The sequence below is a fragment of the Flavobacterium aquidurense genome (genome assembly GCF_001404985.1).
Lineage (GTDB): Bacteria > Bacteroidota > Bacteroidia > Flavobacteriales > Flavobacteriaceae > Flavobacterium > Flavobacterium aquidurense_B.
Genome location: NZ_JRLF01000015.1, coordinates 86,921 through 108,788, shown reverse-complemented (window position 1 = coordinate 108,788; position 21,868 = coordinate 86,921). Strand labels below are relative to the sequence as shown.

Sequence of the window (21,868 nt, the reverse complement as noted above, 5' to 3'; positions counted from 1 at the left end):
ACCCTTCTAATATTGGTGAAGTTATTTTGTATGTATAAACTAAACGATTGTACATATGAAAAATTTCCTAATACCTACCACTTTAAAAGATGATACTATTTGCGCTGTAAAATCAGCAATCAGCCAGGCAAAATCATCAGGTTGTGAAATCATTTTAATGATGGTTTCAGATGCTCCAGATACTTTTTCATCATCAGGTTACTTACGCGAAATGCGCACCGGACTTACTGCAAGTCAGGAAACTGTACTTGATACCTGTCGCTATATAATAGATCACACTCCAAACTGCAAAATAAAAGTACACAATCAATACGGACTTTCGTCTCCAATTTTTAAACGTATTATTGATGTTTTCTCTGTAAAATTAATGATTCTTACACATTCATATAAACAGGAAACAAAAAGAATTCATCAATATGTAGTACAACTGGCTGCAAACCAAAAATGCCCAATATTACATTTAAGCTTAGAGCAATACAAAGATGATTTTAATAAAGCACTTTATATAGAAAATGCGAGCGGTAATATGCATGTCAAAGATGTACAGCAGTTTTTAAGTGCCAATTTTTCATTCGAAATTGTAAGTCAGACTGCCAGTTTTGAAGATAATTACGAAAATTTTGCACCTCATTTATCTGAAGCTATTTCAAAATATGATATCGATTTATTGGTTGAAACCCGCAAAGGCGAAAAAATCAAATTCAAGAAAAAGAAAACAGAAAATCTAAACGACAAATTAGGGCTTCCGGTTCTCTCACTTTATGAAGAAATGGCATAAGACCAAATTGTTGCTAAAAAAATACACAAGTTTAATTTTAAACCGAAAGATATGTTGTTAAAGAAAAGAATACCAATGAAGTACGTTCTCGGGAAAATTAAAGTAGAAATTACATTAGTATTGGCTTATACCATACTATTTGAAGTTTTTCACAATTATTTCATCAATCTTCCCGTAGATATCCCAATTGCAATACCAACAATGATTGGTACCATTATATCCCTGCTATTGGCTTTTAAGTCAAATCAGGCTTATGACAGATGGTGGGAAGCACGAATTGTCTGGGGAGCAATTGTAAATGATTCCAGAACACTGATCAGGCAAGTACTGACATTTTATAAAGATCCTGATTTTTCTGTAGAAGCAAACGAATTCAAAGAAAATTTTGCAAAGAGACAAATTGCCTGGTGCTACAGTTTAGGGCAATCCCTTCGAAATAAAGATGCCCTAAAACCTCTTGAAGGTTTGATTAGCGAAGAAGAAATGCGTTTTGTAAAAAACCATCAAAACATACCTAATGCGATTTTATTACTGCATGCAAGAGATCTGCGAAATGCTAAAAATGACAAACGTATTAATATGTACCAACAGGTAGAAATTGATAATACATTATCGAGATTGTGTGATGAAATGGGTAAATGTGAGCGTATTAAAAATACCATTTTCCCAACGACTTACAGTATGTACATCAGATTGACATTGTGTTTGTTTATTTTGTTACTGCCTTTTGGATTAATTAGTGTACTTAGCTGGTTTGCGATTCCATTAATTACGGCTATTGCTGCAGCTTTTTTTCTAATCGAAAGAATGGCAATTCACTTGCAGGATCCTTTCGAAAACAGAGCTACAGATACACCTGTAACGGCTATTGCCAATACAATTGAAAAGAATATTACGCAAATGCTGAACGAATACCAAAGCGAATTTGATATTATCAATGAGTTTCATCTTCAGCCTGAGCCTAAAAAAGCGGAAAACAACGCTTACTTTGTTTTATAATTTAATTAAATTGATTTTGGTTTCTCAATTTGTTAGCTGGACAACGCTTTTCATGCCGTTGTCCGGCTTTTTTTGTATTGCTAATCTTAGTTAATATTATGTGTTAGAAATTATTCTATTCAATAAATAAAAAATTATCGATGAAGCAATCTTCCTAATATTTGTATCGAATTTCTCAACTCATTTGTCCAGGGCAAACCAAAGCTCAGTCGCATACAATTCGAAAACTGATCCTGAAAAGAGAAAATTCGGCCCGGCGCAATACTAATATTATGCTGCATGGCCAAATGATAAAATGCTGCAGTGTCTACGCTTTTATCCAGTTCTATCCAAAGAAAAAAACCACCTTGAGGCTGACTCACTTTGGTTCCTTTTGGAAAAGATTCCAAAACAGTATTAATATAATTATTGCAGTTATGAATCAAAATCTGACGTATTTTTCTAAGATGATTCTCATATCGTCCGTTTTTTAGAAAATCACCCACAACTTCATGAGTTATAGTAGGTGAGGAGAGCGAATGGTAAATTTTATTTCGTAGTATTTGTTTTTTGAATTTCCCCGGCGAAACCCAGCCTACACGATAGCCCGGCGCTAATGTTTTAGAAACCGAACTGCAGCAAAGAACAATCCCGCTTTCGTCATACGTCTTACAATTTGTAGGTCGGCTTGAGCCAAAGTACAAATCCCCGTGAATATCATCTTCAATCAACGGAATATTATAGAACTCCATCAACTTAACCACTTCTATTTTATGTTCTGCCGGCATCATACTTCCTGACGGATTACTAAAATTACTCATCAGCAGGCAAAGTTTCACTTTTTTAGACGAAAGAGCCTTTTTCAGTGCATCAAGTTCTATTCCGGTTGTCATATTGGTAGGCAATTCCATGATATACAAACCCAATGATTTGGCCAATTGTAAAATCCCGAAATAAGCAGGACTTTCGGTTATAATAGTATCGCCTGGTTGTGTAAGCGTCATCAAACAATGTGATATTGCGCTTGTACAGCCAGGCATTGTAATAATATCTTCTTCTGTCAGAGATCCGCCCCAGGTAAAAGACCATCTGGCAATTTCCCGTCTTAGATTAGGATTTCCTTTTACCTGCTCATAACTTGTACCGCTATTGGGCAGCTGACGCATCGCCTGGACCATTCCTTTATTTAATTTTGCAATAGGAAGAAGCTCATTTGAAGGAAATCCCAACGAAAGCATCGTAATATTCGGGTCTGTCATATTACCATAAACCTGATCGATTAAATCCTCCCGATCAATATTAGCACATTTTAAAATTGGACTGCTTGGTGATGGCTCAGGAATTGTTCTGGCCGAAATATTACTCACATAATAACCGGATTGCGGTCTCGATTCGATAAGTGACCTGCTTTCTATTTCATAATACGCTTTACTCACCGTGCTCATACTATAACCTGTTTCAGCACAAACTTCACGTATAGATGGTAACTTGTCGCCCACACTTAAAACACCTGATTTTATTTGCTTTTCGATCCTGTCAGCAAACTGAAGATATAAGTAATTTGAATTTTTCATAAAAAAAACTGTTATGGTGCAATTTACAAAAACTGTATCTGTATTGCTGTTTTATTTTTTAGAAATTTGCTTAATAAGAAAACTAAACAAAACCATATTTCGTGAAAACAACAAAATACTACTTCGCTGCCATTACTTGTTTTGTAATCTGGGGATTTTTCAGTTTGGTTTTAAGACCAATACACGACTATCCTTCTTTGGATATTTTATTCTATCGCGTTTTTAGCTGTAGTATTTTAATGTTGCTTATTTCTTTTACTTTCAAAAGAAAAAGAATGAAAGAAGCAGTAGAAACTTTCAACTCAATGTCGGCTTTTGAGAAACGTAAAACAGTTTTGCTGAATATTGGCGGAAGTGTTTTTCTTATGGCAAACTGGTTTACATTTATTTATGTAATGAACCATGTAAGCGTAAAAGCGACTTCTCTGGCATATTTGGTTTGTCCAATTCTTACCACTTTACTGGCTTATTTTATTCTACATGAAAAACTTAGCAAAACACAATGGATGGCAGTCGGATTAAGCATTTCAGGCTGTTTACTTTTATCTTATGCCAATATTATGGATATGTTTTTTAGTATTATAATTGGTTTTACATACGCTTCTTATTTAGTAAGTCAACGTGTTAATAAAGGGTTTGATAAATTTATAATTCTAACATTTCATATTTCGTTGGCAGCTTTGTTTTTATTGCCTTTTTATCCGGCTTACAGCGGCACGATTCCAACAGAATTTAAGTTTTATTTCTGTATCGAAACCATAGCAATTTTATTCACCATTTTTCCTTTATTTCTTAATTTATATGCCCTTTCAGGAATTAATTCATCGACAGTTGGAATGCTTCTAAACATTAACCCAATGATTGCTTTTCTTCTGGCAATGTTCCTGTATAAAGAACAATTTGGACTCATACAAATCATCGCATACGGAATTGTTTTTCTGGCTGTTATTGTTTTTAATTCACATCATATTTTTGCTATGAAGCAAAAGTTTACCATAATATCCAAAGATTCTAAAATAACGTGAGGTTTTTATTTTTTTATTGGTTTGAAATATTAATTACCCGAATCTTACCAGGATATTTAAAACAGGAATGAAAATACTCATTCCTGTTTTTTTTATATTATAATTAAAGTTTTTTTGCAACGAATTACACTAATTTTTACGAATTAAAATTATTCTTAATTGATAACTGAATTGAAGAAAAAAATTAGTGGAAATTTGTGTAATTCGTGGCAAACCTTTTTTCTATCCCTAACAATTTTAATTAAATTACCACAATCTTAACAGGATATTTAAGCAGGAATCACTATTTTCATTCCTGCTTTTTTATGCAATAAAAAGTATGAAAAGAAATGTCAAAGATTGTATGAATTTAGTTTCTGCGTCTTAAGAAAAAAATTAGTGAAAATTATTGGAATTAGTGGCTAAAAAACATTTAATCTCTGGCAAAAAAATACAAACCGAACAACTATATTTATATGAAAAATACCAAACTTCAAGCCTTTATTCCGTTATTTTATTTAGTGTGGTCTGATGATTTACTGACTCAGAAAGAGTTTACAACAATTCAGAAATTTATTAATGATCTGACTTGGCTTTCGCCCGAAGAGAAACAACAATTGGTGTCAAGATTAGATATTTCGAATCCGCCTTCGCGAAATGAACTCACACAGTGGAAACTGGATATTGAAAAAAGCATTCAGAACAAAACAGATATAAAATCTATTTTTGATATTGCAGTGGCACTTTCTGAAAAAGATGTGGATATTTCGACCTTAGAATCCAGTTTTATAAAATTAGAAAATGATCTTGGTATTTTAGGGGAAGAAGCACTTCAGAATTTTAAAACAAAAGCCAATTCTTTTACCGCAAACTCACAAACTAATGCTGATTTCGATATTCAAAAAATAACCGCTATTTTAAATGGTAAAGAAGCAGCTATTATTAATAAGGTAAAATCAGTTATTTCGAGACCTGAATTTGCTTATGAAACTTCTACAGATATCAATGTGTATCGTCAAACTGTTTATAATTGGTGTAAAATCCTGGCCGAAGAAAATCTGGGAAACATGGCATATCCCAAACAATATGGCGGAGGAGAAAACATAGCCGATTATTTTGCCATTATGGAAACCTTAAGTTATCACGATTTAAGTTTGGTAATAAAATTTGGCGTTCAGTTTGGACTTTGGGGAATGAGCGTTCAATCATTAGGAACAGAGAAACATTACGCCAAATACCTAAAAGATATTGGAACATTAAAAATTCCGGGTTGTTTTGCCATGACAGAAACCCATCACGGGTCAAACGTAAAAGGATTAGAAACTACAGCAACCTATAATCATAATGATCAAACATTTACGATTCATACACCTAATAAAAATGCACAAAAAGAATATATTGGTAATGCAGCAGTTCACGGACAAATGGCAACTGTTTTTGCAAAACTGATTATAGAGGATCATGATTATGGTGTAAATGCATTTGTTGTTCCGTTACGGGATACAAACGGGAATACCTTAAACGGAATCACGATTGGCGATTGCGGACATAAAATGGGCTTAAACGGAGTCGATAACGGAACAATTAGTTTTGATAATGTGGTGATCCCGAAAGAAAATATGTTGGATCGTTTTGCTTCGGTTAACGACAAAGGCGAATTCGAAAGCCCGATTCCAAGTGATAACAGACGATTTTTTACGATGTTGGGAACCTTGGTTGGAGGCCGAATCGGGATTCCGCGCTCTGCATTGGCTGCAGCTAAATCCGGGTTAACAGTTGCCATTCGATATAGCGATCAACGCAGACAATTTGGTCCTGAAGGAGGTTCTGAAGTTCCGATTTTAAACTATAGAATGCACCAACGCAGATTGATTCCGCCTTTGGCCAAAACATATGCAGTACACTTTGCTTTACAATACTTAACAAATCGTTTCCTGAATAAAACAGAATCAGAAATGCAGGAAATCGAAGCTTTGGCGGCAGGAATGAAATCCTATTCGACCTGGAGTACCAGAGATATTCTGCAGGAATGCCGTGAAGCTTGCGGGGGAAAAGGATATTTATCTGAAAACCGAATCGATGCTTTAAAAAATGATACTGAAATATATACCACTTTTGAAGGTGATAATACAGTTTTGATGCAATTAGTAGCTAAAAACCGTTTGTCAGAATTCAGAAAATCATTTGGTGAAATGGGATCTCTAGGAATCATTAATTATGTATACGAAAATGCAAAAACGGCAATTACAGAAAAAAATCCGATTGCAACACGCAAAACTGATGAGGAACATTTATTAGATCAGGAGTTTCATTTGCAGGCTTTTATTCATAGAGAAAAAACAATCTTAGCTTCTGCCGCACGACGTATCAAAAAATTGGTTGATGGAGGTCTAGAACCATACGATGCTTTTAATGTTGTACAGCACCAAATGATCGATGTCGCTCAGGCTTATTTAGAAAGAGTGGTTTTAGAACAATTTCAATTAGCTATAAAAGAAGTTGAAGATGTTAAGTCAAAAGAAATATTGACAAAACTAAATCATTTATATGCGCTTTCGCAAATCGAGAAAAACAAAGCGTGGTATCTGGAAGATGGTTATATGGAAGCTGTAAAAACCAAAGCAATCCGTAAAATGGTCAATCAGCTTTGTTGGGATATACGTCCCGATGCGGTTTCTTTAGTAAATGCTTTTGATATTCCGGAAAGTTGTTTGGCGGCACCAATTGCTGTTCGATAAAGAGGAAAGATAAAAGACTAAAGAAAATAGAGGAAAGAGGAAAGATAGAAGAGTAAAGGAAATAGAATCAAGAGAATAGATATAATCTTTAGAGTGGAGCTTTGTCAAAGTTCTAAAATTGACAAAGCTTTGTATCTAAAGTTAGTTTGAGTATTTTTGTCATCCCGAGGAACGAGGGATCTCCGCAAGAAACTCCGCAAACAAATCACAAATCTTTGACGATTCAATAACGGAGATTCCTCGTTCCTCGTAATGACAATATTGAGATCTCTAATAGTTAGTAAAAAATCTTTCTTAATCTATTTCGAAAAAAAAATCAAATAACAAACAATCTTTTGTTATTATTTATTTTATATCATAAAGTGTTTTAAATCATTGTTTTATTAAAATAACTTGCCTTTTCAAAATCTTTTATATTGATAGAAATAACAGGAACTTCAGGAAGAATTTCGTTTAACTTTGTTACAATGGCTTTCGATAAATTGGCTTTTTGATCTGTATTCCGACCTTCCATAATGTATCCAAAAACGTGAATAAAATCGTCTAAAGAATTTCCATTATTATAATAGGTAAACGGATTAATACGAACCTTAATTTCAGATTCAGCGAAAAGAGCTGTTGACGATGCCGCATTAAAAACTTCCTGCATAATATCATCTGCAGATTTTAATCGAATTACATTTTCAGAACAATCAATAATAAAGTGAGGCATTTTGTAAATAGTTGAAATTAATAAATGAAGTACAATCAAATTTACAAAAATCAAATGGGTATAAATATGCTTAACATAGAAACATAGGTTTTATTTTTTAATCGGGAACAATACTGTAACTTTTACTTCCTTTTTCTGTTACAAAATTCAAAATTGACGACTTACTAATTAATTCATTTTTGTATTTACACTTTCTTATATTTGTGGGTCTCATTATATTTTAATTGTCTTGAAAAATTATCTGTTGTTTTTGCTGTTCGTTCTTTTAAGTATTCCTGTTTATTCGTCAGACAGTACAGATACTATTTTGGCAAAATTAAACGACGCTCTTAAAAACAAAGAGCATTATGTTCGTCTAAAAGAAGAACGTATTCTGAATTTCAAAAAAATAAAATCAGATGATCTGACAAAAGAACAAGAATACAATTACAACAAAACACTATATACTGAATACCAAAAATTCAATTCAGATTCAGCTATCTTTTATGTGAAAAAGAATCTGAAAATTGCTGATCAACTTCAAAATAAAGAATTGCTAAACCTGGCAAATCTTCAATTGGTTACCCTTTATTCTTCTTCAGGGAAATACCGTGAATCTGAAGCGCTTTTAAAAAGTATTGATAAAAACAGCCTTTCAAAATCATTGCTTCAAAATTATTATGTAGCCTATAGGGAATTTTTCGAACATTATGCCGCCAACAGTTATGATATAAAATACCTCCAGCAAATACGAAGTTATCGTGATTCTTTGCTCACTGTTTTAGATCCTAATACAGTAAACTATCAGATTACTAAGATTCAGCAAGCCATGTCTCAAAAAAAGCTACAACTTGCAGAGAAACAATTGTTGCAATTATTTGGCAGTATTAAAGAAGATAATCCGCAATATGCTATGATTACCTATCTTTTAGGAAGTATTTATGAAGCAAGCCATCAATTAGAACTAAGAAAAAAATACTATGCACTTTCTGCTACTTCAGATATAAAAAATGCGAATAAAGACAATGCTTCACTTCAGGAATTGGCATTGGTTTTTTATCAGGTTGGCGATGTCGATATGGCGTATAAGCTTACCCAGTCAGCAATTGAAGACGCACTTTATTGCAATGTTCAGTTTCGTACTTTGTTAATGTCAGAGGTTTATTCGATCATCAATACGGTTTATCTGGAGAGAGAAGCACAGCGAAAAACAGAATTACAACTGTATCTTTTGTGTATTAGTCTGCTTTCGGCATTTTTAATTGTAGCCATTATTTATGTATACAAGCAAATGAAAAAAGTATCGAGAATACGTGGAGAACTTTATGAAACCAGTCAAAAATTAGCCAACTTAAACAAAGATATAACCGAGACAAATAATCAGCTGCAGGAACGTAATGCGCAATTATCAGAATCCAACCATATCAAGGAAGAATATATTGCTCATTTTTTCAGTCTTTGCTCGACATATATCAATAAGTTAGAAAATTACCGCATTATTTTAAATAAAAAGGCTACTGCAAAACAGTTTGATGAGATTTATAAAATGCTAAAATCAACTACTCTGGTTGATAATGAACTGGAAGAATTATACAAGAATTTCGACATCATCTTTCTCAATTTATATCCTACTTTCGTCAAAGACTTCAATGCACTTTTAATCAAGGAAGAACAAATCGTTCTAAAGCAGGGAGAATTACTGAATACTGAATTGAGAATTTTTGCTTTGATTCGCTTAGGAATTACGGACAGTGTAAAAATTGCAGCGTTCCTGCGTTACTCTTTAAGTACGATTTATAATTACAGAACCAGAGCTCGAAACAAAGCCGCAGTTTCGCGAAATGATTTCGAAGAAATGGTCATGAAAATAGGTTTAATCTCTGTGAAAGTCTAATTTTTTATTTTAAAATCACTACTTTTTTTGCTGTATATTTTTTATTAATTTATTGATAATAAGTATTTTAATTTTTTATTTCACTACTTTTTTTGCTTTAAAAATTCAACACGAACTATAACGTTTTAGCTTTACAATATTATTAAAAGGTATTTATGACTTTATAGTGCCTTTTAGATTTTAAATTAAATGCTTTAATAAATTAATAGTTATGTTTAAAAACGTTAAAACAATTCTTGTTTTACTTTTGTTGAGCTCGATTGGCGTAAATGCCCAGAGTAAAGTTCCGGTTTATCTGGACGATAAAAAACCAATGGATGAGCGTGTCGAAGATGCACTTAAAAGAATGACAACAGAAGAAAAAATTGCGATAATCCATGCGCAATCTAAATTTAGTTCACCGGGTGTAAAACGTCTTGGAATACCGGAAAACTGGATGACTGACGGACCACACGGAATTCGTACTGAAGTTAAATGGGACGAATGGGATCAAGCTGGATGGACAAATGATTCTTGTATTGCATTTCCGGCTCTTACAGCACTTTCTGCAACCTGGAACAAAGAATTATCTTCATTATACGGAAAATCAATTGGAGAAGAAGCACGTTACCGTAATAAAAATGTACTATTAGGACCTGGAGTTAATATCTACAGAAGCCCATTAAACGGTCGTAATTTCGAATATATGGGCGAAGATCCTTTCTTAGCCGCAAAAATGGTTGTTCCTTATATAAAGGGAGTTCAGTCTAACGGAGTTGCTGCCTGTGTGAAACATTATGCTTTAAATAATCAGGAAACAAATCGTAATTCTGTAAACGTAATTGTTGATGATCGTGCTTTATACGAAATTTATCTTCCAGCTTTTAAAGCAGCTGTTCAGGAAGGTGATGTATGGGCAATTATGGGATCTTATAATAAATATAAAGGTCAGCAATGTTGTCATAACGAATTTTTACTTAATGATATTCTTCGCGGAGAATGGGGTTTCAAAGGTGTTGTAGTCTCAGACTGGGGAGGAGTTAACGATACAAAACAAGCGATTCATAATGGTCTTGATATGGAATTTGGTTCCTGGACAAATGGCCTTTCATGGGGAACCAGTAATGCTTATGATAATTATTTCCTAGCAAAACCATATTCAGAAATGATTAGAAAAGGAGAAGTTGGAACAAAAGAACTAGACGAAAAAGTGCGTCGTGTTTTACGTTTGGCATTTTTGACTACAATGGACAGAAACAGACCTTTTGGATCTTTTGGTACTGAAGAACATGCTAAAGCAGGTTTAAAAATTGCTGAAGAAGGAATTGTATTGCTTCAAAACAACAACAATATATTGCCAATTAATCTTTCTAAAACAAAGAAAATTGCTGTTATTGGAGAGAATGCTATAAAAATGATGACTGTTGGCGGAGGAAGTTCTTCTCTTAAAGCAAGATATGAAATTACACCTCTTGAAGGTTTAAAGAAGAGAATTGGTAATCAGGCAGAAATTGTTTATGCTCGTGGTTATGTTGGAGATCCAACAAGTAATTATAACGGAGTTATAGCAAAAGTAAGTTTAGAAGAAAAACGTTCTCCTGCTGAATTGACTGCCGAAGCTTTGAAAATAGCCAAGGATGCTGATATTGTTATTTTTATTGGAGGTTTAAATAAAAGTGAAAATCAGGATGATGAAGGACATGATCGTAAACAATTAGGACTTCCATACGGTCAGGATAAATTAATTGCAGATTTAGTTAAAGTAAATAAAAATGTAGTTTTTGTAAATATCTCAGGAAATGCTGTGGCAATGCCGTGGGTAAAAGAAGTTCCGGGAATCTTACAAGGTTGGTTTTTAGGTACAGAAGCAGGAAATGCTTTGGCTAATGTTTTAGTTGGAGATGTAAATCCTTCAGGAAAATTAACATTTACTTTCCCTGTAAAATTAGATGATAACGGAGCACATGCTTTAGGAGAATTTCCTGGTGGAGATGAGGTAAAATATAACGAAAGTATTTTTGTAGGATACCGTTGGGCTGACAAACAAAAAGTAAAACCATTGTTTTCTTTCGGTCATGGATTAAGCTACACCACTTTTGAGTACGGAAAAGTAACAGCTGATAAAAAACAAATGTCGGCCGGAGATAAAATTACTTTTTCTGTTAAAGTAAAAAATACAGGATCAAGAGAAGGTGCTGAAATTGTACAGCTTTATATCAGTGATTTAAAATCTTCATTGCCACGCCCTGTAAAAGAATTAAAAGGATTTGAGAAAGTTTTGCTTAAAGCAGGAGAAGAAAAAACAGTAACTGTTACAGTAGATAAAACGGCTTTAAGCTTTTTTGATGATAAAAAACACGACTGGGTTGCTGAACCGGGCGCTTTTGAAGCAATCGTTGGAGCATCATCTACAGATATAAAATCTAAAGTGAATTTCTCACTTCAATAGTTTCATTATTTCTAAATTGGTTGGTTGTAAAGCTGCAATTGTAAAAGTTGCAGCTTTGCTTTTTAAAGACTTCTTAGAGTCTGTAATTCAACTATGCTTCTGTACGTTAGAAGATAAATTCAATATATTTACATTAAACCAAAAATAGAATAAAACTAACCTTTAACCACCAAAAAATATTTTTATGAACTCAACTTCTATTGATATTAAACCAAAAAAACATTATGAAATTCTGGATGGCCTGCGAGGAGTAGCCGCAATTTTAGTAGTTATTTTTCACATTTTTGAAGCCCATAACGGCGGAAGCCGATTTGCACAGATTATCAATCATGGTTACCTAGCCGTAGACTTCTTTTTTCTTTTATCAGGATTTGTTGTGGCTTATGCTTATGATGATCGTTGGGGGAAAATGTCGCAATGGGAGTTTTATAAACGACGTTTAATTCGTTTGCAGCCCATGGTTATTATGGGAATGATTGTTGGCGCTATTTTTTACTATTTTCAGGCTTCGGGGATATTCCCGCAAATTGCAGGAATGGAAGTTTGGAAAGTTATTTTAACAATGGTTATTGGTTTTACTTTATTACCAATTCCGCCATCATTAGAAATCAGGGGTTGGGGCGAAATGCATCCGCTTAACGGACCTGCGTGGTCATTATTTTTTGAATATATAGCTAATATTTTGTACGCTTTATTCTTTCGTAAATTTTCGAATAAAGTTCTTGCAATTTTTGTTTTTATTTTTGCGGCAATGCTTATCAATTATACGGTTTATGGACCAAAAGGAGATGTTATTGGCGGCTGGTCTTTAAATCCTGAACAAATGAATGTTGGATTTACACGTTTGTTATATCCATTTTTTGCAGGAGTTTTACTTTCCAGATTAGGGAAATTAATTCATATAAAAGGTGCTTTCTGGGTTTGCAGTATTTTGATCATTGTTATTTTTTCTATACCAAGAATTGGAGGTGAAAGCAGCCTCTGGATGAATGGTTTGTATGAATCGTTTAGCATTATTATTTTGTTTCCAATAATTGTTGCCATTGGTGCAGGAGGAGAGATAAAAAATGCACTTTCGATTAAAATATGTAAAGCACTTGGAGATATTTCATACCCAATTTACATTACACATTATCCGCTAATTTATTGGTATACGGCTTGGGTTATTGATAATAAAGTATCGCTAAAAGATGGCTATGTTACAGGAATCGGAGTTTTGATTGCCAGTATTTTAATTGCTTTTTTATGTTTGAAATTCTACGATGAACCTGTACGCAATTGGCTTCAGAATAAATTTCAAAAAAGAAAAGTTTCTTAAAGGAGGGGCAAAGTTTCAAAGTTGCAGAGGGTCAGAGCTAAAACCCTTACTTTCAAACTGAATTAAACATTGAATTTCTAATTTGTTAGTTATTAGCTATTCAAAAAAAGGGATGAAACATTATGTGTTTCATCCCTTTTATATTATAGTTCATTAGAGAAAAACCTCAGTCCCTTTGAATCTTTGTTACTTTGAACCTTTTTTAGGTTTTATCCCTTTTATATTTAGTTCGATCAGGAAAACTTTGTTCCTCTGAACCTTTGCATCTTTATACCTTTTTAAAAAATACTTATTCTAAAACTAATGCTCCTAAAGCTTCTTTACTAAATCCTTTTAGTTCATCAGTTTTACCGGCTTTAATTTTTGAAACCCAATTAGGATCAGATAAAAGAGGTCTTCCTACGGCAACTAAATCAAAATCACCTCTGTCGAAACGTCTGTTTAATTCCTCTAAAGAAGTTGGTTGAGAACTTTCTCCTGCAAATGCACCAAAGAAATCACCAGAAAGTCCAACAGAACCTACCGTAATAGTTGGTGCTCCTGTAACTTTTTTAGCCCATCCTGCAAAGTTCAAATCAGATTCTTCGAATTCAGGTTCCCAGAATCTACGTTGAGAACAATGTAAAATATCAACTCCGGCATCAACAAGAGGAGTAAGCCAAGCTTCTAATTCCTGTGGATTTTTTGCCAGTTTATAATTATAATCAGAAGGTTTGAATTGAGAAAAACGCATGATTACAGCAAAATCATTTCCTACTTGTTTTCTGATTTCTTTTACAACTTCAATAGCAAAACGGTTACGTTCCGGTAAAGTTTTTCCACCATAAATATCCTCACGTAAATTTGTTTCGGCTCTAAAAAACTGATCAATTAAATATCCGTGAGCTCCGTGAATTTCGATGGTATCAAAACCTAGTTTTTTAGCATCGCCTGCAGCTTTACCAAAAGCCAGAATTGTATCTTCAATATCTTTTTCAGACATTGTAACTCCGTTTCTAAAATCCGGACGGTTTAATCCTGATGGCCCTTCAAAAGGAACCGGCGGAACCCATCCTGAATGATGATTGTCCATGATTCCCATATGCCAGATCTGTGGTCCCATAGAACCTCCGGCAGCATGAACTTCATCAATCACTTTTTTCCATCCGTTTAATGCTGTTTCACCGTAAAAATGTGGCACATTAGCATCGTTAGATGATGAAGCCCTGTCGATTACAGTTCCTTCAGATAATATTAATCCAACTTCGCCTTCAGCTCTTTTTTCATAGTAAGAAGCTACTTCATCAGTTGGAACTCCGTTTGGAGAGAATGAACGCGTCATAGGCGCCATTACGATTCGGTTTTTAAGATTTAACGTTTTTAAGTTAAATGGCGAAAACAGGTTGTTTGTACTCATAGTAATTTACAAATTAGATTGAATTAAGTTACTGAGTGCTTCAAAGGCACCTTCGTTGCGTTTATAGTAAGTCCATTGTCCTACACGTTTAGATTCGATAAAACCCGCACGTTGCAGAATAGACAAGTATTCAGAAACAGTTGATTGCGTTAAGCCGGCTTTGGCTTGAATTTGTCCAACGCAAACTCCGTGTTCAAATCCTGCATGCTGGAGTTGATCCGGAAAATTAATTTCAGGTTCTTTTAACCATTCCAGCATTTGCAATCTGGATTTGTTAGAGAGTGCCTTAAAGATTTCTATTGGTTCCATGGCGCAAATATATCGACTTTTCCCGATATACCAATCTAAAGAAAATTATTTAGCAAAAAATTAAGATAGTGGGAGTAAAAGAAGGGAACATTTAATAAAGAAAATTTATATTTGCTTTTGAAAATTAATCTCGCAATAATGCAGAGTAGCAAAGTTTTTAAAGTTAAAAAATAAACTTTGCGCCTTGACGTCTTTACGAGATTCAAGAAATAAGCCCCAAACAAATAAACTTAATCAAACTATGAAAAAAACTTTACTCATTTTAGGATTTTTATGCTGTGTAATAACAAGTTCAAAAGCTCAGGTTGTAGGAACTGATGTTGGCGATATTGCGCCGGAAATCGATCTTCCGGATCCAAAGGGAAATAATGTTGTATTATCTTCTTTGAGAGGAGAAATAGTTTTGGTTGATTTTTGGGCCTCATGGTGTGGACCTTGTACTAAAGAACATCCTGAATTAATAAAATTGTACAATACCTACGCTGGTAAATTTTCTATCTACAGCGTTTCTATGGATACTAAAAAGCCACTTTGGTTAGCGGCAATAGCAAAACAAAAGTTGCCCTGGACACAAGTGAGCGATTTAAAATACTGGCAATCTCCGGTTATTGGCGATTATATGCTTCAATCTGTTCCATTGAATTTTTTGATAGATAAAAACGGAATTATTCTGGCGAAAAATATTCACGGAAATGCATTAAACGAAATGCTTAAAAGTTTGTTGCCGGCACAGTAAAATTTGAAACTTATAAAACTTTGAGTATATTGCTGTTGTCAAACTAAGACTTCAATAATAAAATTCAAATAATTATGATACAAAAATCGATACTATTATTTGTTGTTCTGTTTTCATTTAATTGTAATGCACAGACCATAGAAACAATTAATAAATTAAAAAACAGGTATCATCATTGCTTAGACAGTGGAAGCGGTATGAAAGATTGTTCGATCGAGTATTACAATCAATCAGATAGTTTATTGAATGTATCATACAAGAATTTAAAATTAAAATTGAGTTCTAAAGAGCAATCCAAACTAAAAAAAGAACAGTTGGACTGGCTAAAGAAACGTGATACATATTTTGAAAAAGTATATTCAGACACTAAAAAAGAAGGTCATTTTATAGAAGGAAGCAGCGATTTTGATATGGTTGTTTTTGATGAAAAAGCAAATTATGTTTTTGCCAGGGTCAAAGAACTTATTAAAAGAATATAGTTTGCCCGAAATAATTACTTAAATGGAATCAAAACTCAGTTTATCTGAATTTCGCAGAAGATTAGAAAACAATACAGAAATTGGTTCTCTAAAAGTAAACTTAAGCCTTTTTAGGATATTTCCCCGTTTTGGAGGAATAAAGCCTTTCTATGGACTTTTTGATGATAAAAGTTTTCGATTAACTATAAATTCACGAACATCACCCACTTATTTTATTATAAGAGGAAATTACAAGAATATCAATAATATAGTTAAAGTAAGTTACATCGTTGAACCCAACAGTAAATTTCAGTTAATCTGGACAAGATTTTCTCCGGTAGTTTTTCTAATAGCACTAAATGTATTTTTTCTTTTTTTTGGAAGAGGACTTAGAAGAGCGACAACAATTGTTAGTTTGTTTCTGCTTATTGTCATTTTCTATTCCAGATGGAAAGAAGAAAGAAAGAGAAAAATATTAGAGCGAAAGTTTGTCCGTATTTTCGAAATTTTAAAATAAATGATTCATTGTTTCTTAAAGTAATTTGGGGTTATGTAGTGTAATATATTGAAATAATATTTTCTAGAAAGCAATTCCAAATTGAAAACCTACGGTAAAAGTGGCAGGGTGATCATTTCCAAATCTCACAGGAAGCGGAATCGCAACAAAATAGCTGCAATTGTCATTTTTCAGGATCGTTTTATTAATAACAGGAGTTATCCCGTATCTTCCGCTGCTTTCAAAAGCTGCCCTTCCGGCAAATGTATAACCGTTTCCTAAAGCGACCAAAATACCCGGATGAAATAATATATTGGTTACTTTATCGTGTCCGTCTTCTGCTTTGATATTTGGAACAATTTCAAAAGAAAAACCTATTTTGGAGCTTTTCCAGATGTTGATTCCCGTAGGAAAACCTACAGCATAATAATCTCTGAAATTTAAGTTTGTCTGTTCATTACTAACAGTCACAATTGGATGCAGAATGCCAAAATATCCCGTAATTTTAGGATAAGAAGTTTGCGCAAATGCAGTTGAAATTAATGAAAATAAAACAATAGTAAAAAAGTGTTTTAAGGAAGTCATGATAGTTTGTTTTAGAAAAGACAAAACTATTCTCCCGTTATCATTAGTAATAGAATCCTATTTACCTTTTGTATCTAAGTTACTTTTTAAAGCATTTTTTCTATACGAAGAAGGATTTTTTCCTGTATGTAATTTGAAGATTCTGGTAAAGTGGCTTTGATCTGAAAATCCCGTCATATAAGCAATTTCGGTAAGAGTATAAGTTGAATTCTGAATCAGGTTTATGGCTTTTTCAATACGTAATTTACGAACATATTCACCAAAATTTAAATCTTCAAAATATTTAGAAAATTCACGCGATAAATAGGACGGATTAAGTTCTAAGTTGCTTGATATTTTTTTAAGGTCAAAACTAAATTGAGCATCTATTTGATCCTGAATGATCTCTTTTAAGTCCTGCACCCATGAAGGTGTTTTTTTCTTTGATTTTTTTTCTTTTAGAAATTTATTATAAACCTCATGAAGCAAATTTTCAAAGGGACTATTTTGCAAATGTTTTTGTTTATAAAGATGTGTAGCCCAGCTATAAAGCGCATCATAGAGAAGCATTGCTTTTTTTAATAACTCGGTATCATCTGTGATATTATGAGAAAGTCCCGCTGAAATTGCCCAAAGCCCGGCTGCCTCTTTTGCAAGATCGTGCCTGTCTGTATCAGCGCCTCGAACAATCTTGGAAATTATTAAAACCGCAGGATCAGTAATTTTATACTTCTTTATAATGTAGTCAAAAGTACATTCATCATTATAATGTGTAAATTCTACATCTGGAATATCAAAAGGAATTGCGCCTAATTCCTGCGCTTTATCTAAAACTTTATCAAAAGGAACATATAGGAATTCAGCTTCAGAGTCAACAAATTTCTTAATTAACCACGGACTGGCAATCCGGTCAATTTTAGGTCTTTCTCTGGTAATCCATTTCATGTAAGTTTATTTAAGTCTGTTATGTATAAAAAAATTAATTTAATCTATCCATATGATGTCTTAAACCTCCAAAACTCGTTTTCAGCAATTCTCTAACCTGAAATTGGGTTTTATTTCGAGTGATATTATTCCATTCCTTAAAATCAAAAATATGTATTTCTTTTGCATTCGGATTTGTAACAAACGAAAGCCTTGCAATCGAATACTTATAATATTTTAACTCGTGCGATATATGTCTGTTAGGTACGACAACAAGTATGGTTTCCCATTTCAGGAAATCTGCTGCCGGTGGTATGTCTTCTCTTTCTGTTAAGCCAAGTGATTCAAAAAAAGCAATTATTTTTTGATCATTTAGTTTGTCAATTTTTTGATCAATGCGCTTAATAGTGTTAAGAAGTGTGTTTTCGTCTTTAATAACACTCATGATTGTACTTTTTAGTTGAATTAAAGATAAAATTACATTAAAAGAGAATAATTTAACACAGTAAAGCCCCGTAGAATGATTCTAAATTTTTATTGGCTAATTTTTCATGATAGTTACGAAAGTATATACGATCATATTTTGATAAAATACTATTATTTTAACCGCACTAAAAACAATATTTTTATCGTTACTTGCTAACCATTTTTGCTAACCACATTATTATGAAAATTATTTCTCCTAAAGAAATCCTGTTGTATTTTACTTTTTTGATATCAATGGTATCATTTGCCCAGAATAAATCAGATCGCGAATTGATTTTAATAGATAAATACTGGCGTTTTTCGTTTGGTCATTTATATGATACTCAAAAGGATTTTGGCCATGCCGAAGGTTATTTTTCCTACTTAGCCAAAACCGGTTTTGCAGATGGTCCCGCAGCACCGGGATTTGATGATCGCGCCTGGAGAAAACTAGATCTTCCTCACGATTGGGCTGTTGAACAATCTTTTAGCGAAAAGGCCAGTTTTAGTCACGGATTTAAAGCAGCCGGAAAAGGTTTTCCTGAAAAAAGTATTGGCTGGTACCGAAAAAAAATTGCTATTGAAAAAAGCGATCAGGGAAAAATTATTTCTTTAAAATTTGATGGTGTTTTTAGAAATTCAAAAGTGTTTTTTAACGGTCATTTTCTGGGAACCGAAGAAAGTGGTTATAATGGTTTCGAATATGATGTAACGGCATATGTGAATTATGGCGGAGAAAATACAATTGTTGTTCGTGCCGATGCCTCGATGGAGGAAGGTTGGTTTTATGAAGGAGCAGGTATTTACAGACATGTTTATCTCCAGAAAACGAATCCGTTGTATGTGATACAAAACGGAACGTATGTAACTTCAGAAATTCAGGATAACAATGCCGAAGTTACTGCCGAAGTTACAATCGAGAACAAAGGAAAATATAAAGGGGCAATTGAAATTTTGCAAACAATTACGGATGCTTCAGGAAAACAAGTTGCCAGTATTTCTGAAAATGCTGTGGCACCGGATTTTTATAAAACTGCAAAATACACTTCAAAAATAAAAGTAAACAACCCTTTATTATGGGATCTTGATGCGCCAAATTTATATCGTTTGTTTACGCAGATAAAACAAGAAGGAAAAATTATAGACAGTTATGAATCAAATTTTGGAATCAGAAGCATTAAGTTTGATCCCGAAAAAGGTTTTTTTCTTAACGGAAAATCTATAAAGCTAAAAGGGACAAACAATCATCAGGATCATGCCGGAATAGGAACTGCATTGCCTGATGAATTGCAATATTACCGCATAAAAAAACTTAAGGAAATGGGCTCGAATGCCTATCGCTGCTCACATAATCCACCAACTCCGGAATTGCTTGATGCTTGTGATCAGTTAGGAATGCTGGTAATTGATGAAACCCGTTTAATGGGGATCAACGAGTATCATCTTAATGATTTGAAACGCTTAATCGAACGCGATCGCAATCATCCCAGTATATTTTGCTGGTCTGTGGGTAATGAAGAATGGAATATCGAAGGCGGAATTGTTGGTGAACGTATTACCAATATAATGCAGGGATTTAGTAAAAGTATTGATCCCACAAGACCTGTAACTGTTGGAATAAGCAGTGGTTTTAAAAGCGGAATTTCTTCTGTTGTCGAAATTATGGGTTACAATTATATGGGTAATGGCGATATCGACGCGCATAGAAATGAATTTAAGAATCAACCCGGAATGGGAACGGAGGAAGGCTCTACTTTTGCAACACGAGGGATTTATTTTACAGATGACAGCAAACATTACCAAAGTGCTTATGATAAAAAGCCCAGACCAACTTTTTACAGTATAGAAGAAGGCTGGAAATTTTATGCTTCACGTCCGTATTTGGCCGGAATGTTTATATGGACCGGTTTTGATTATCGCGGAGAACCAACGCCTTATGGGTGGCCATCTGTAACGTCTTATTTTGGAATGATGGATGTTTGTGGTTTCCCGAAAGACAATGTTTTTTATTTAAAATCATGGTGGGCAAATGAACCTGTTTTGCATCTTATGCCACATTGGAACTGGAGCGGCATGGAAGGCAAAGAAATCGATGTCTGGGTACATTCTAATTGTGATGAAGTTGAACTTTTCCTGAATAAAAAGAGTTTAGGGAAAAAGAAAATGGAGCAATATGGTCATTTAGAATGGAAAGTGAAATATACGCCAGGAACTCTCGAAGCAATTGGATATAAAAACGGAAAAAAGATTTTGACAGAAGTTCAAAAAACAACCGGAAATCCTGAAGTCATAAAGCTTTCTGTAGATAAAGAAAATCCTTCAAACGCTATTGTTTCGGTTATAACAGTTGAAGTTACCGATAAAAAAGGACTGCATGTACCAACAGCAAATGACCAGATTACATTTTCTATAAGCGGAGGAAAAATATTAGGTGTTGGCAATGGTGATCCCACATCCTTAGAAAAAGACATTTTTTTGGATGATACAAATCTTGTTCCCATCACTGATTTTGAAGAAAGAAAGAGCGTTTCTGTTGATAATGCAAATCAATCTGCTTTAGAAGATGCGAATGGCTGGAAACCAGCTTTTAAAGACAGAGATTATAAAAATCAGGCATCGGCATATATTTACAGAGGAAAATTTGAGTTGAAAAATAATTTACAATCCAATATTGTAGATTTCTTTTATAAAAAAATTGGGGTAAACGAGTCTGTTTTTGTAAACGGAAATTTGATTAATGCAAGTACTGATGATCCTCAAAAATACCATCTTGACAAAGCTGTTTTAAAAGAAGGAACCAATTTTATAACAATAAGAGCTTCGCCTTTGCAAAAAGTAAAAGATTGGGATGTTATGAATACAGATCCCGGAATTATTAAGGTTGTAACACCATCAGAATCCTGGAAACGAAAATTGTTTAACGGATATGCCCAAATAATTGTTCAGAAAAATGAAAAAGCAGGCGAAGTAACTTTATCGGCTTCTGCCAAAGGATTACAAACGGGTACTGTTGTAATTAAATAGTAGATTTAACCGCAAAGCACATAAAGCTTTGCGGTTATTTTTTTTTATCCCCATTTCAAACCTGAAACAAAAAAAACTTGAAACCTGAAAGTA

General features: G+C 33.7%; 18 protein-coding genes. 11 read left to right on the top strand and 7 right to left on the bottom strand.

The window, feature by feature from the left end:
• The first annotated feature begins 55 nt into the window (after positions 1 to 55).
• On the top strand, positions 56 to 778 hold the full coding sequence (locus RC62_RS18960) for a hypothetical protein (protein ID WP_055097883.1): 723 nt from the start codon (positions 56 to 58) through the stop codon (positions 776 to 778).
• 51 nt (positions 779 to 829) lie between these two features.
• Positions 830 to 1,777 (top strand): bestrophin family protein, encoded by a 948-nt coding sequence (locus tag RC62_RS18955; protein ID WP_055097882.1) that lies wholly within the window; start codon positions 830 to 832, stop codon positions 1,775 to 1,777.
• A gap of 134 nt (positions 1,778 to 1,911) precedes the next feature.
• Here the strand turns inward: RC62_RS18955 and RC62_RS18950 are convergent, their stop codons facing one another.
• The gene (locus tag RC62_RS18950; protein WP_055097881.1) at positions 1,912 to 3,330 is read right to left on the bottom strand and encodes a PLP-dependent aminotransferase family protein; all 1,419 of its coding nucleotides are present in this window, start codon (positions 3,328 to 3,330) and stop codon (positions 1,912 to 1,914) included.
• Positions 3,331 to 3,431: 101 nt separating this feature from the next.
• Here RC62_RS18950 and RC62_RS18945 point away from each other — a divergent pair, with 101 nt between their 5' ends.
• Both RC62_RS18945 and RC62_RS18940 read left to right on the top strand, forming a co-directional pair.
• Complete coding sequence (locus tag RC62_RS18945) at positions 3,432 to 4,355, top strand: EamA family transporter (protein ID WP_055097880.1); 924 nt, start codon at positions 3,432 to 3,434, stop codon at positions 4,353 to 4,355.
• A 455-nt stretch (positions 4,356 to 4,810) separates the two neighbouring features.
• Complete coding sequence (locus RC62_RS18940) at positions 4,811 to 7,072, top strand: acyl-CoA dehydrogenase (RefSeq protein WP_055097878.1); 2,262 nt, start codon at positions 4,811 to 4,813, stop codon at positions 7,070 to 7,072.
• 367 nt (positions 7,073 to 7,439) lie between these two features.
• Here the strand turns inward: RC62_RS18940 and RC62_RS18935 are convergent, their stop codons facing one another.
• Positions 7,440 to 7,784 carry a 5-carboxymethyl-2-hydroxymuconate Delta-isomerase gene (locus RC62_RS18935; RefSeq protein ID WP_055097877.1) on the bottom strand — a complete coding sequence of 115 codons (345 nt, stop codon included), beginning with the start codon at positions 7,782 to 7,784 and terminating at the stop codon, positions 7,440 to 7,442.
• 229 nt (positions 7,785 to 8,013) lie between these two features.
• On the opposite strand from RC62_RS18935, the gene RC62_RS18930 reads away from it, so the two are divergent.
• From RC62_RS18930 to RC62_RS18920, 3 genes are all read left to right on the top strand, one after another.
• Positions 8,014 to 9,657, top strand: coding sequence for a DUF6377 domain-containing protein (locus RC62_RS18930; RefSeq protein WP_082421330.1), 1,644 nt, complete (start codon positions 8,014 to 8,016; stop codon positions 9,655 to 9,657).
• A 211-nt stretch (positions 9,658 to 9,868) separates the two neighbouring features.
• Positions 9,869 to 12,085, top strand: a complete 2,217-nt coding sequence (locus tag RC62_RS18925) for a glycoside hydrolase family 3 C-terminal domain-containing protein (protein ID WP_055097875.1) — start codon at positions 9,869 to 9,871, stop codon at positions 12,083 to 12,085.
• Positions 12,086 to 12,269: 184 nt separating this feature from the next.
• A complete protein-coding gene (locus RC62_RS18920) occupies positions 12,270 to 13,403 on the top strand; it encodes an acyltransferase family protein (protein WP_055097874.1) in 1,134 nt (377 codons plus the stop codon).
• A gap of 289 nt (positions 13,404 to 13,692) precedes the next feature.
• Here the strand turns inward: RC62_RS18920 and RC62_RS18915 are convergent, their stop codons facing one another.
• Positions 13,693 to 14,799, bottom strand: coding sequence for an NADH:flavin oxidoreductase (locus tag RC62_RS18915; RefSeq protein ID WP_055097873.1), 1,107 nt, complete (start codon positions 14,797 to 14,799; stop codon positions 13,693 to 13,695).
• Between the two features lie 6 nt (positions 14,800 to 14,805).
• Positions 14,806 to 15,108: an ArsR/SmtB family transcription factor gene (locus RC62_RS18910; RefSeq protein ID WP_055097872.1), complete on the bottom strand. Its 303-nt coding sequence runs from the start codon at positions 15,106 to 15,108 to the stop codon at positions 14,806 to 14,808.
• Positions 15,109 to 15,349: 241 nt separating this feature from the next.
• Here RC62_RS18910 and RC62_RS18905 point away from each other — a divergent pair, with 241 nt between their 5' ends.
• The 3 genes from RC62_RS18905 (at position 15,350) to RC62_RS18895 (ending at position 16,819) form a co-directional block, all read left to right on the top strand.
• On the top strand, positions 15,350 to 15,844 hold the full coding sequence (locus RC62_RS18905) for a TlpA family protein disulfide reductase (RefSeq protein ID WP_055098579.1): 495 nt from the start codon (positions 15,350 to 15,352) through the stop codon (positions 15,842 to 15,844).
• 74 nt (positions 15,845 to 15,918) lie between these two features.
• Positions 15,919 to 16,323: a lysozyme inhibitor LprI family protein gene (locus RC62_RS18900; RefSeq protein ID WP_082421329.1), complete on the top strand. Its 405-nt coding sequence runs from the start codon at positions 15,919 to 15,921 to the stop codon at positions 16,321 to 16,323.
• Between the two features lie 22 nt (positions 16,324 to 16,345).
• Entirely contained in the window at positions 16,346 to 16,819 is a 474-nt protein-coding gene (locus RC62_RS18895) for a hypothetical protein (protein ID WP_055097870.1), read from the top strand.
• Between the two features lie 63 nt (positions 16,820 to 16,882).
• Here RC62_RS18895 and RC62_RS18890 read toward each other — a convergent pair whose 3' ends face one another.
• The 3 genes from RC62_RS18890 to RC62_RS18880 are packed head-to-tail and all read right to left on the bottom strand — an operon-like array spanning position 16,883 to position 18,731.
• On the bottom strand, positions 16,883 to 17,383 hold the full coding sequence (locus RC62_RS18890; RefSeq protein WP_055097869.1) for a hypothetical protein: 501 nt from the start codon (positions 17,381 to 17,383) through the stop codon (positions 16,883 to 16,885).
• A gap of 57 nt (positions 17,384 to 17,440) precedes the next feature.
• Positions 17,441 to 18,307 (bottom strand): chromate resistance protein ChrB domain-containing protein, encoded by an 867-nt coding sequence (locus tag RC62_RS18885; protein WP_055097868.1) that lies wholly within the window; start codon positions 18,305 to 18,307, stop codon positions 17,441 to 17,443.
• A 34-nt stretch (positions 18,308 to 18,341) separates the two neighbouring features.
• Positions 18,342 to 18,731, bottom strand: a complete 390-nt coding sequence (locus RC62_RS18880) for a hypothetical protein (protein WP_055097867.1) — start codon at positions 18,729 to 18,731, stop codon at positions 18,342 to 18,344.
• A 221-nt stretch (positions 18,732 to 18,952) separates the two neighbouring features.
• Here RC62_RS18880 and galA point away from each other — a divergent pair, with 221 nt between their 5' ends.
• Positions 18,953 to 21,775 carry a beta-galactosidase GalA gene (galA, locus tag RC62_RS18875; RefSeq protein WP_055097866.1) on the top strand — a complete coding sequence of 941 codons (2,823 nt, stop codon included), beginning with the start codon at positions 18,953 to 18,955 and terminating at the stop codon, positions 21,773 to 21,775.
• Positions 21,776 to 21,868 lie beyond the last annotated feature (93 nt).

Excerpts from the sequence above, each read along its gene's own strand:
- RC62_RS18955 (WP_055097882.1), top strand. The coding sequence starts at position 830 with ATGTTGTTAAAGAAAAGAATACCAATGAAGTACGTTCTCGGGAAAATT.
- RC62_RS18940 (WP_055097878.1), top strand. The coding sequence starts at position 4,811 with ATGAAAAATACCAAACTTCAAGCCTTTATTCCGTTATTTTATTTAGTG.
- RC62_RS18910 (WP_055097872.1), bottom strand. The coding sequence starts at position 15,108 with ATGGAACCAATAGAAATCTTTAAGGCACTCTCTAACAAATCCAGATTG.
- RC62_RS18880 (WP_055097867.1), bottom strand. The coding sequence starts at position 18,731 with ATGAGTGTTATTAAAGACGAAAACACACTTCTTAACACTATTAAGCGC.
- RC62_RS18905 (WP_055098579.1), top strand. The coding sequence starts at position 15,350 with ATGAAAAAAACTTTACTCATTTTAGGATTTTTATGCTGTGTAATAACA.
- RC62_RS18935 (WP_055097877.1), bottom strand. The coding sequence starts at position 7,784 with ATGCCTCACTTTATTATTGATTGTTCTGAAAATGTAATTCGATTAAAA.
- RC62_RS18885 (WP_055097868.1), bottom strand. The coding sequence starts at position 18,307 with ATGAAATGGATTACCAGAGAAAGACCTAAAATTGACCGGATTGCCAGT.
- RC62_RS18960 (WP_055097883.1), top strand. The coding sequence starts at position 56 with ATGAAAAATTTCCTAATACCTACCACTTTAAAAGATGATACTATTTGC.
- RC62_RS18900 (WP_082421329.1), top strand. The coding sequence starts at position 15,919 with ATGATACAAAAATCGATACTATTATTTGTTGTTCTGTTTTCATTTAAT.
- RC62_RS18925 (WP_055097875.1), top strand. The coding sequence starts at position 9,869 with ATGTTTAAAAACGTTAAAACAATTCTTGTTTTACTTTTGTTGAGCTCG.
- RC62_RS18915 (WP_055097873.1), bottom strand. The coding sequence starts at position 14,799 with ATGAGTACAAACAACCTGTTTTCGCCATTTAACTTAAAAACGTTAAAT.
- RC62_RS18920 (WP_055097874.1), top strand. The coding sequence starts at position 12,270 with ATGAACTCAACTTCTATTGATATTAAACCAAAAAAACATTATGAAATT.
- RC62_RS18895 (WP_055097870.1), top strand. The coding sequence starts at position 16,346 with ATGGAATCAAAACTCAGTTTATCTGAATTTCGCAGAAGATTAGAAAAC.
- RC62_RS18950 (WP_055097881.1), bottom strand. The coding sequence starts at position 3,330 with ATGAAAAATTCAAATTACTTATATCTTCAGTTTGCTGACAGGATCGAA.
- RC62_RS18890 (WP_055097869.1), bottom strand. The coding sequence starts at position 17,383 with ATGACTTCCTTAAAACACTTTTTTACTATTGTTTTATTTTCATTAATT.
- galA (WP_055097866.1), top strand. The coding sequence starts at position 18,953 with ATGAAAATTATTTCTCCTAAAGAAATCCTGTTGTATTTTACTTTTTTG.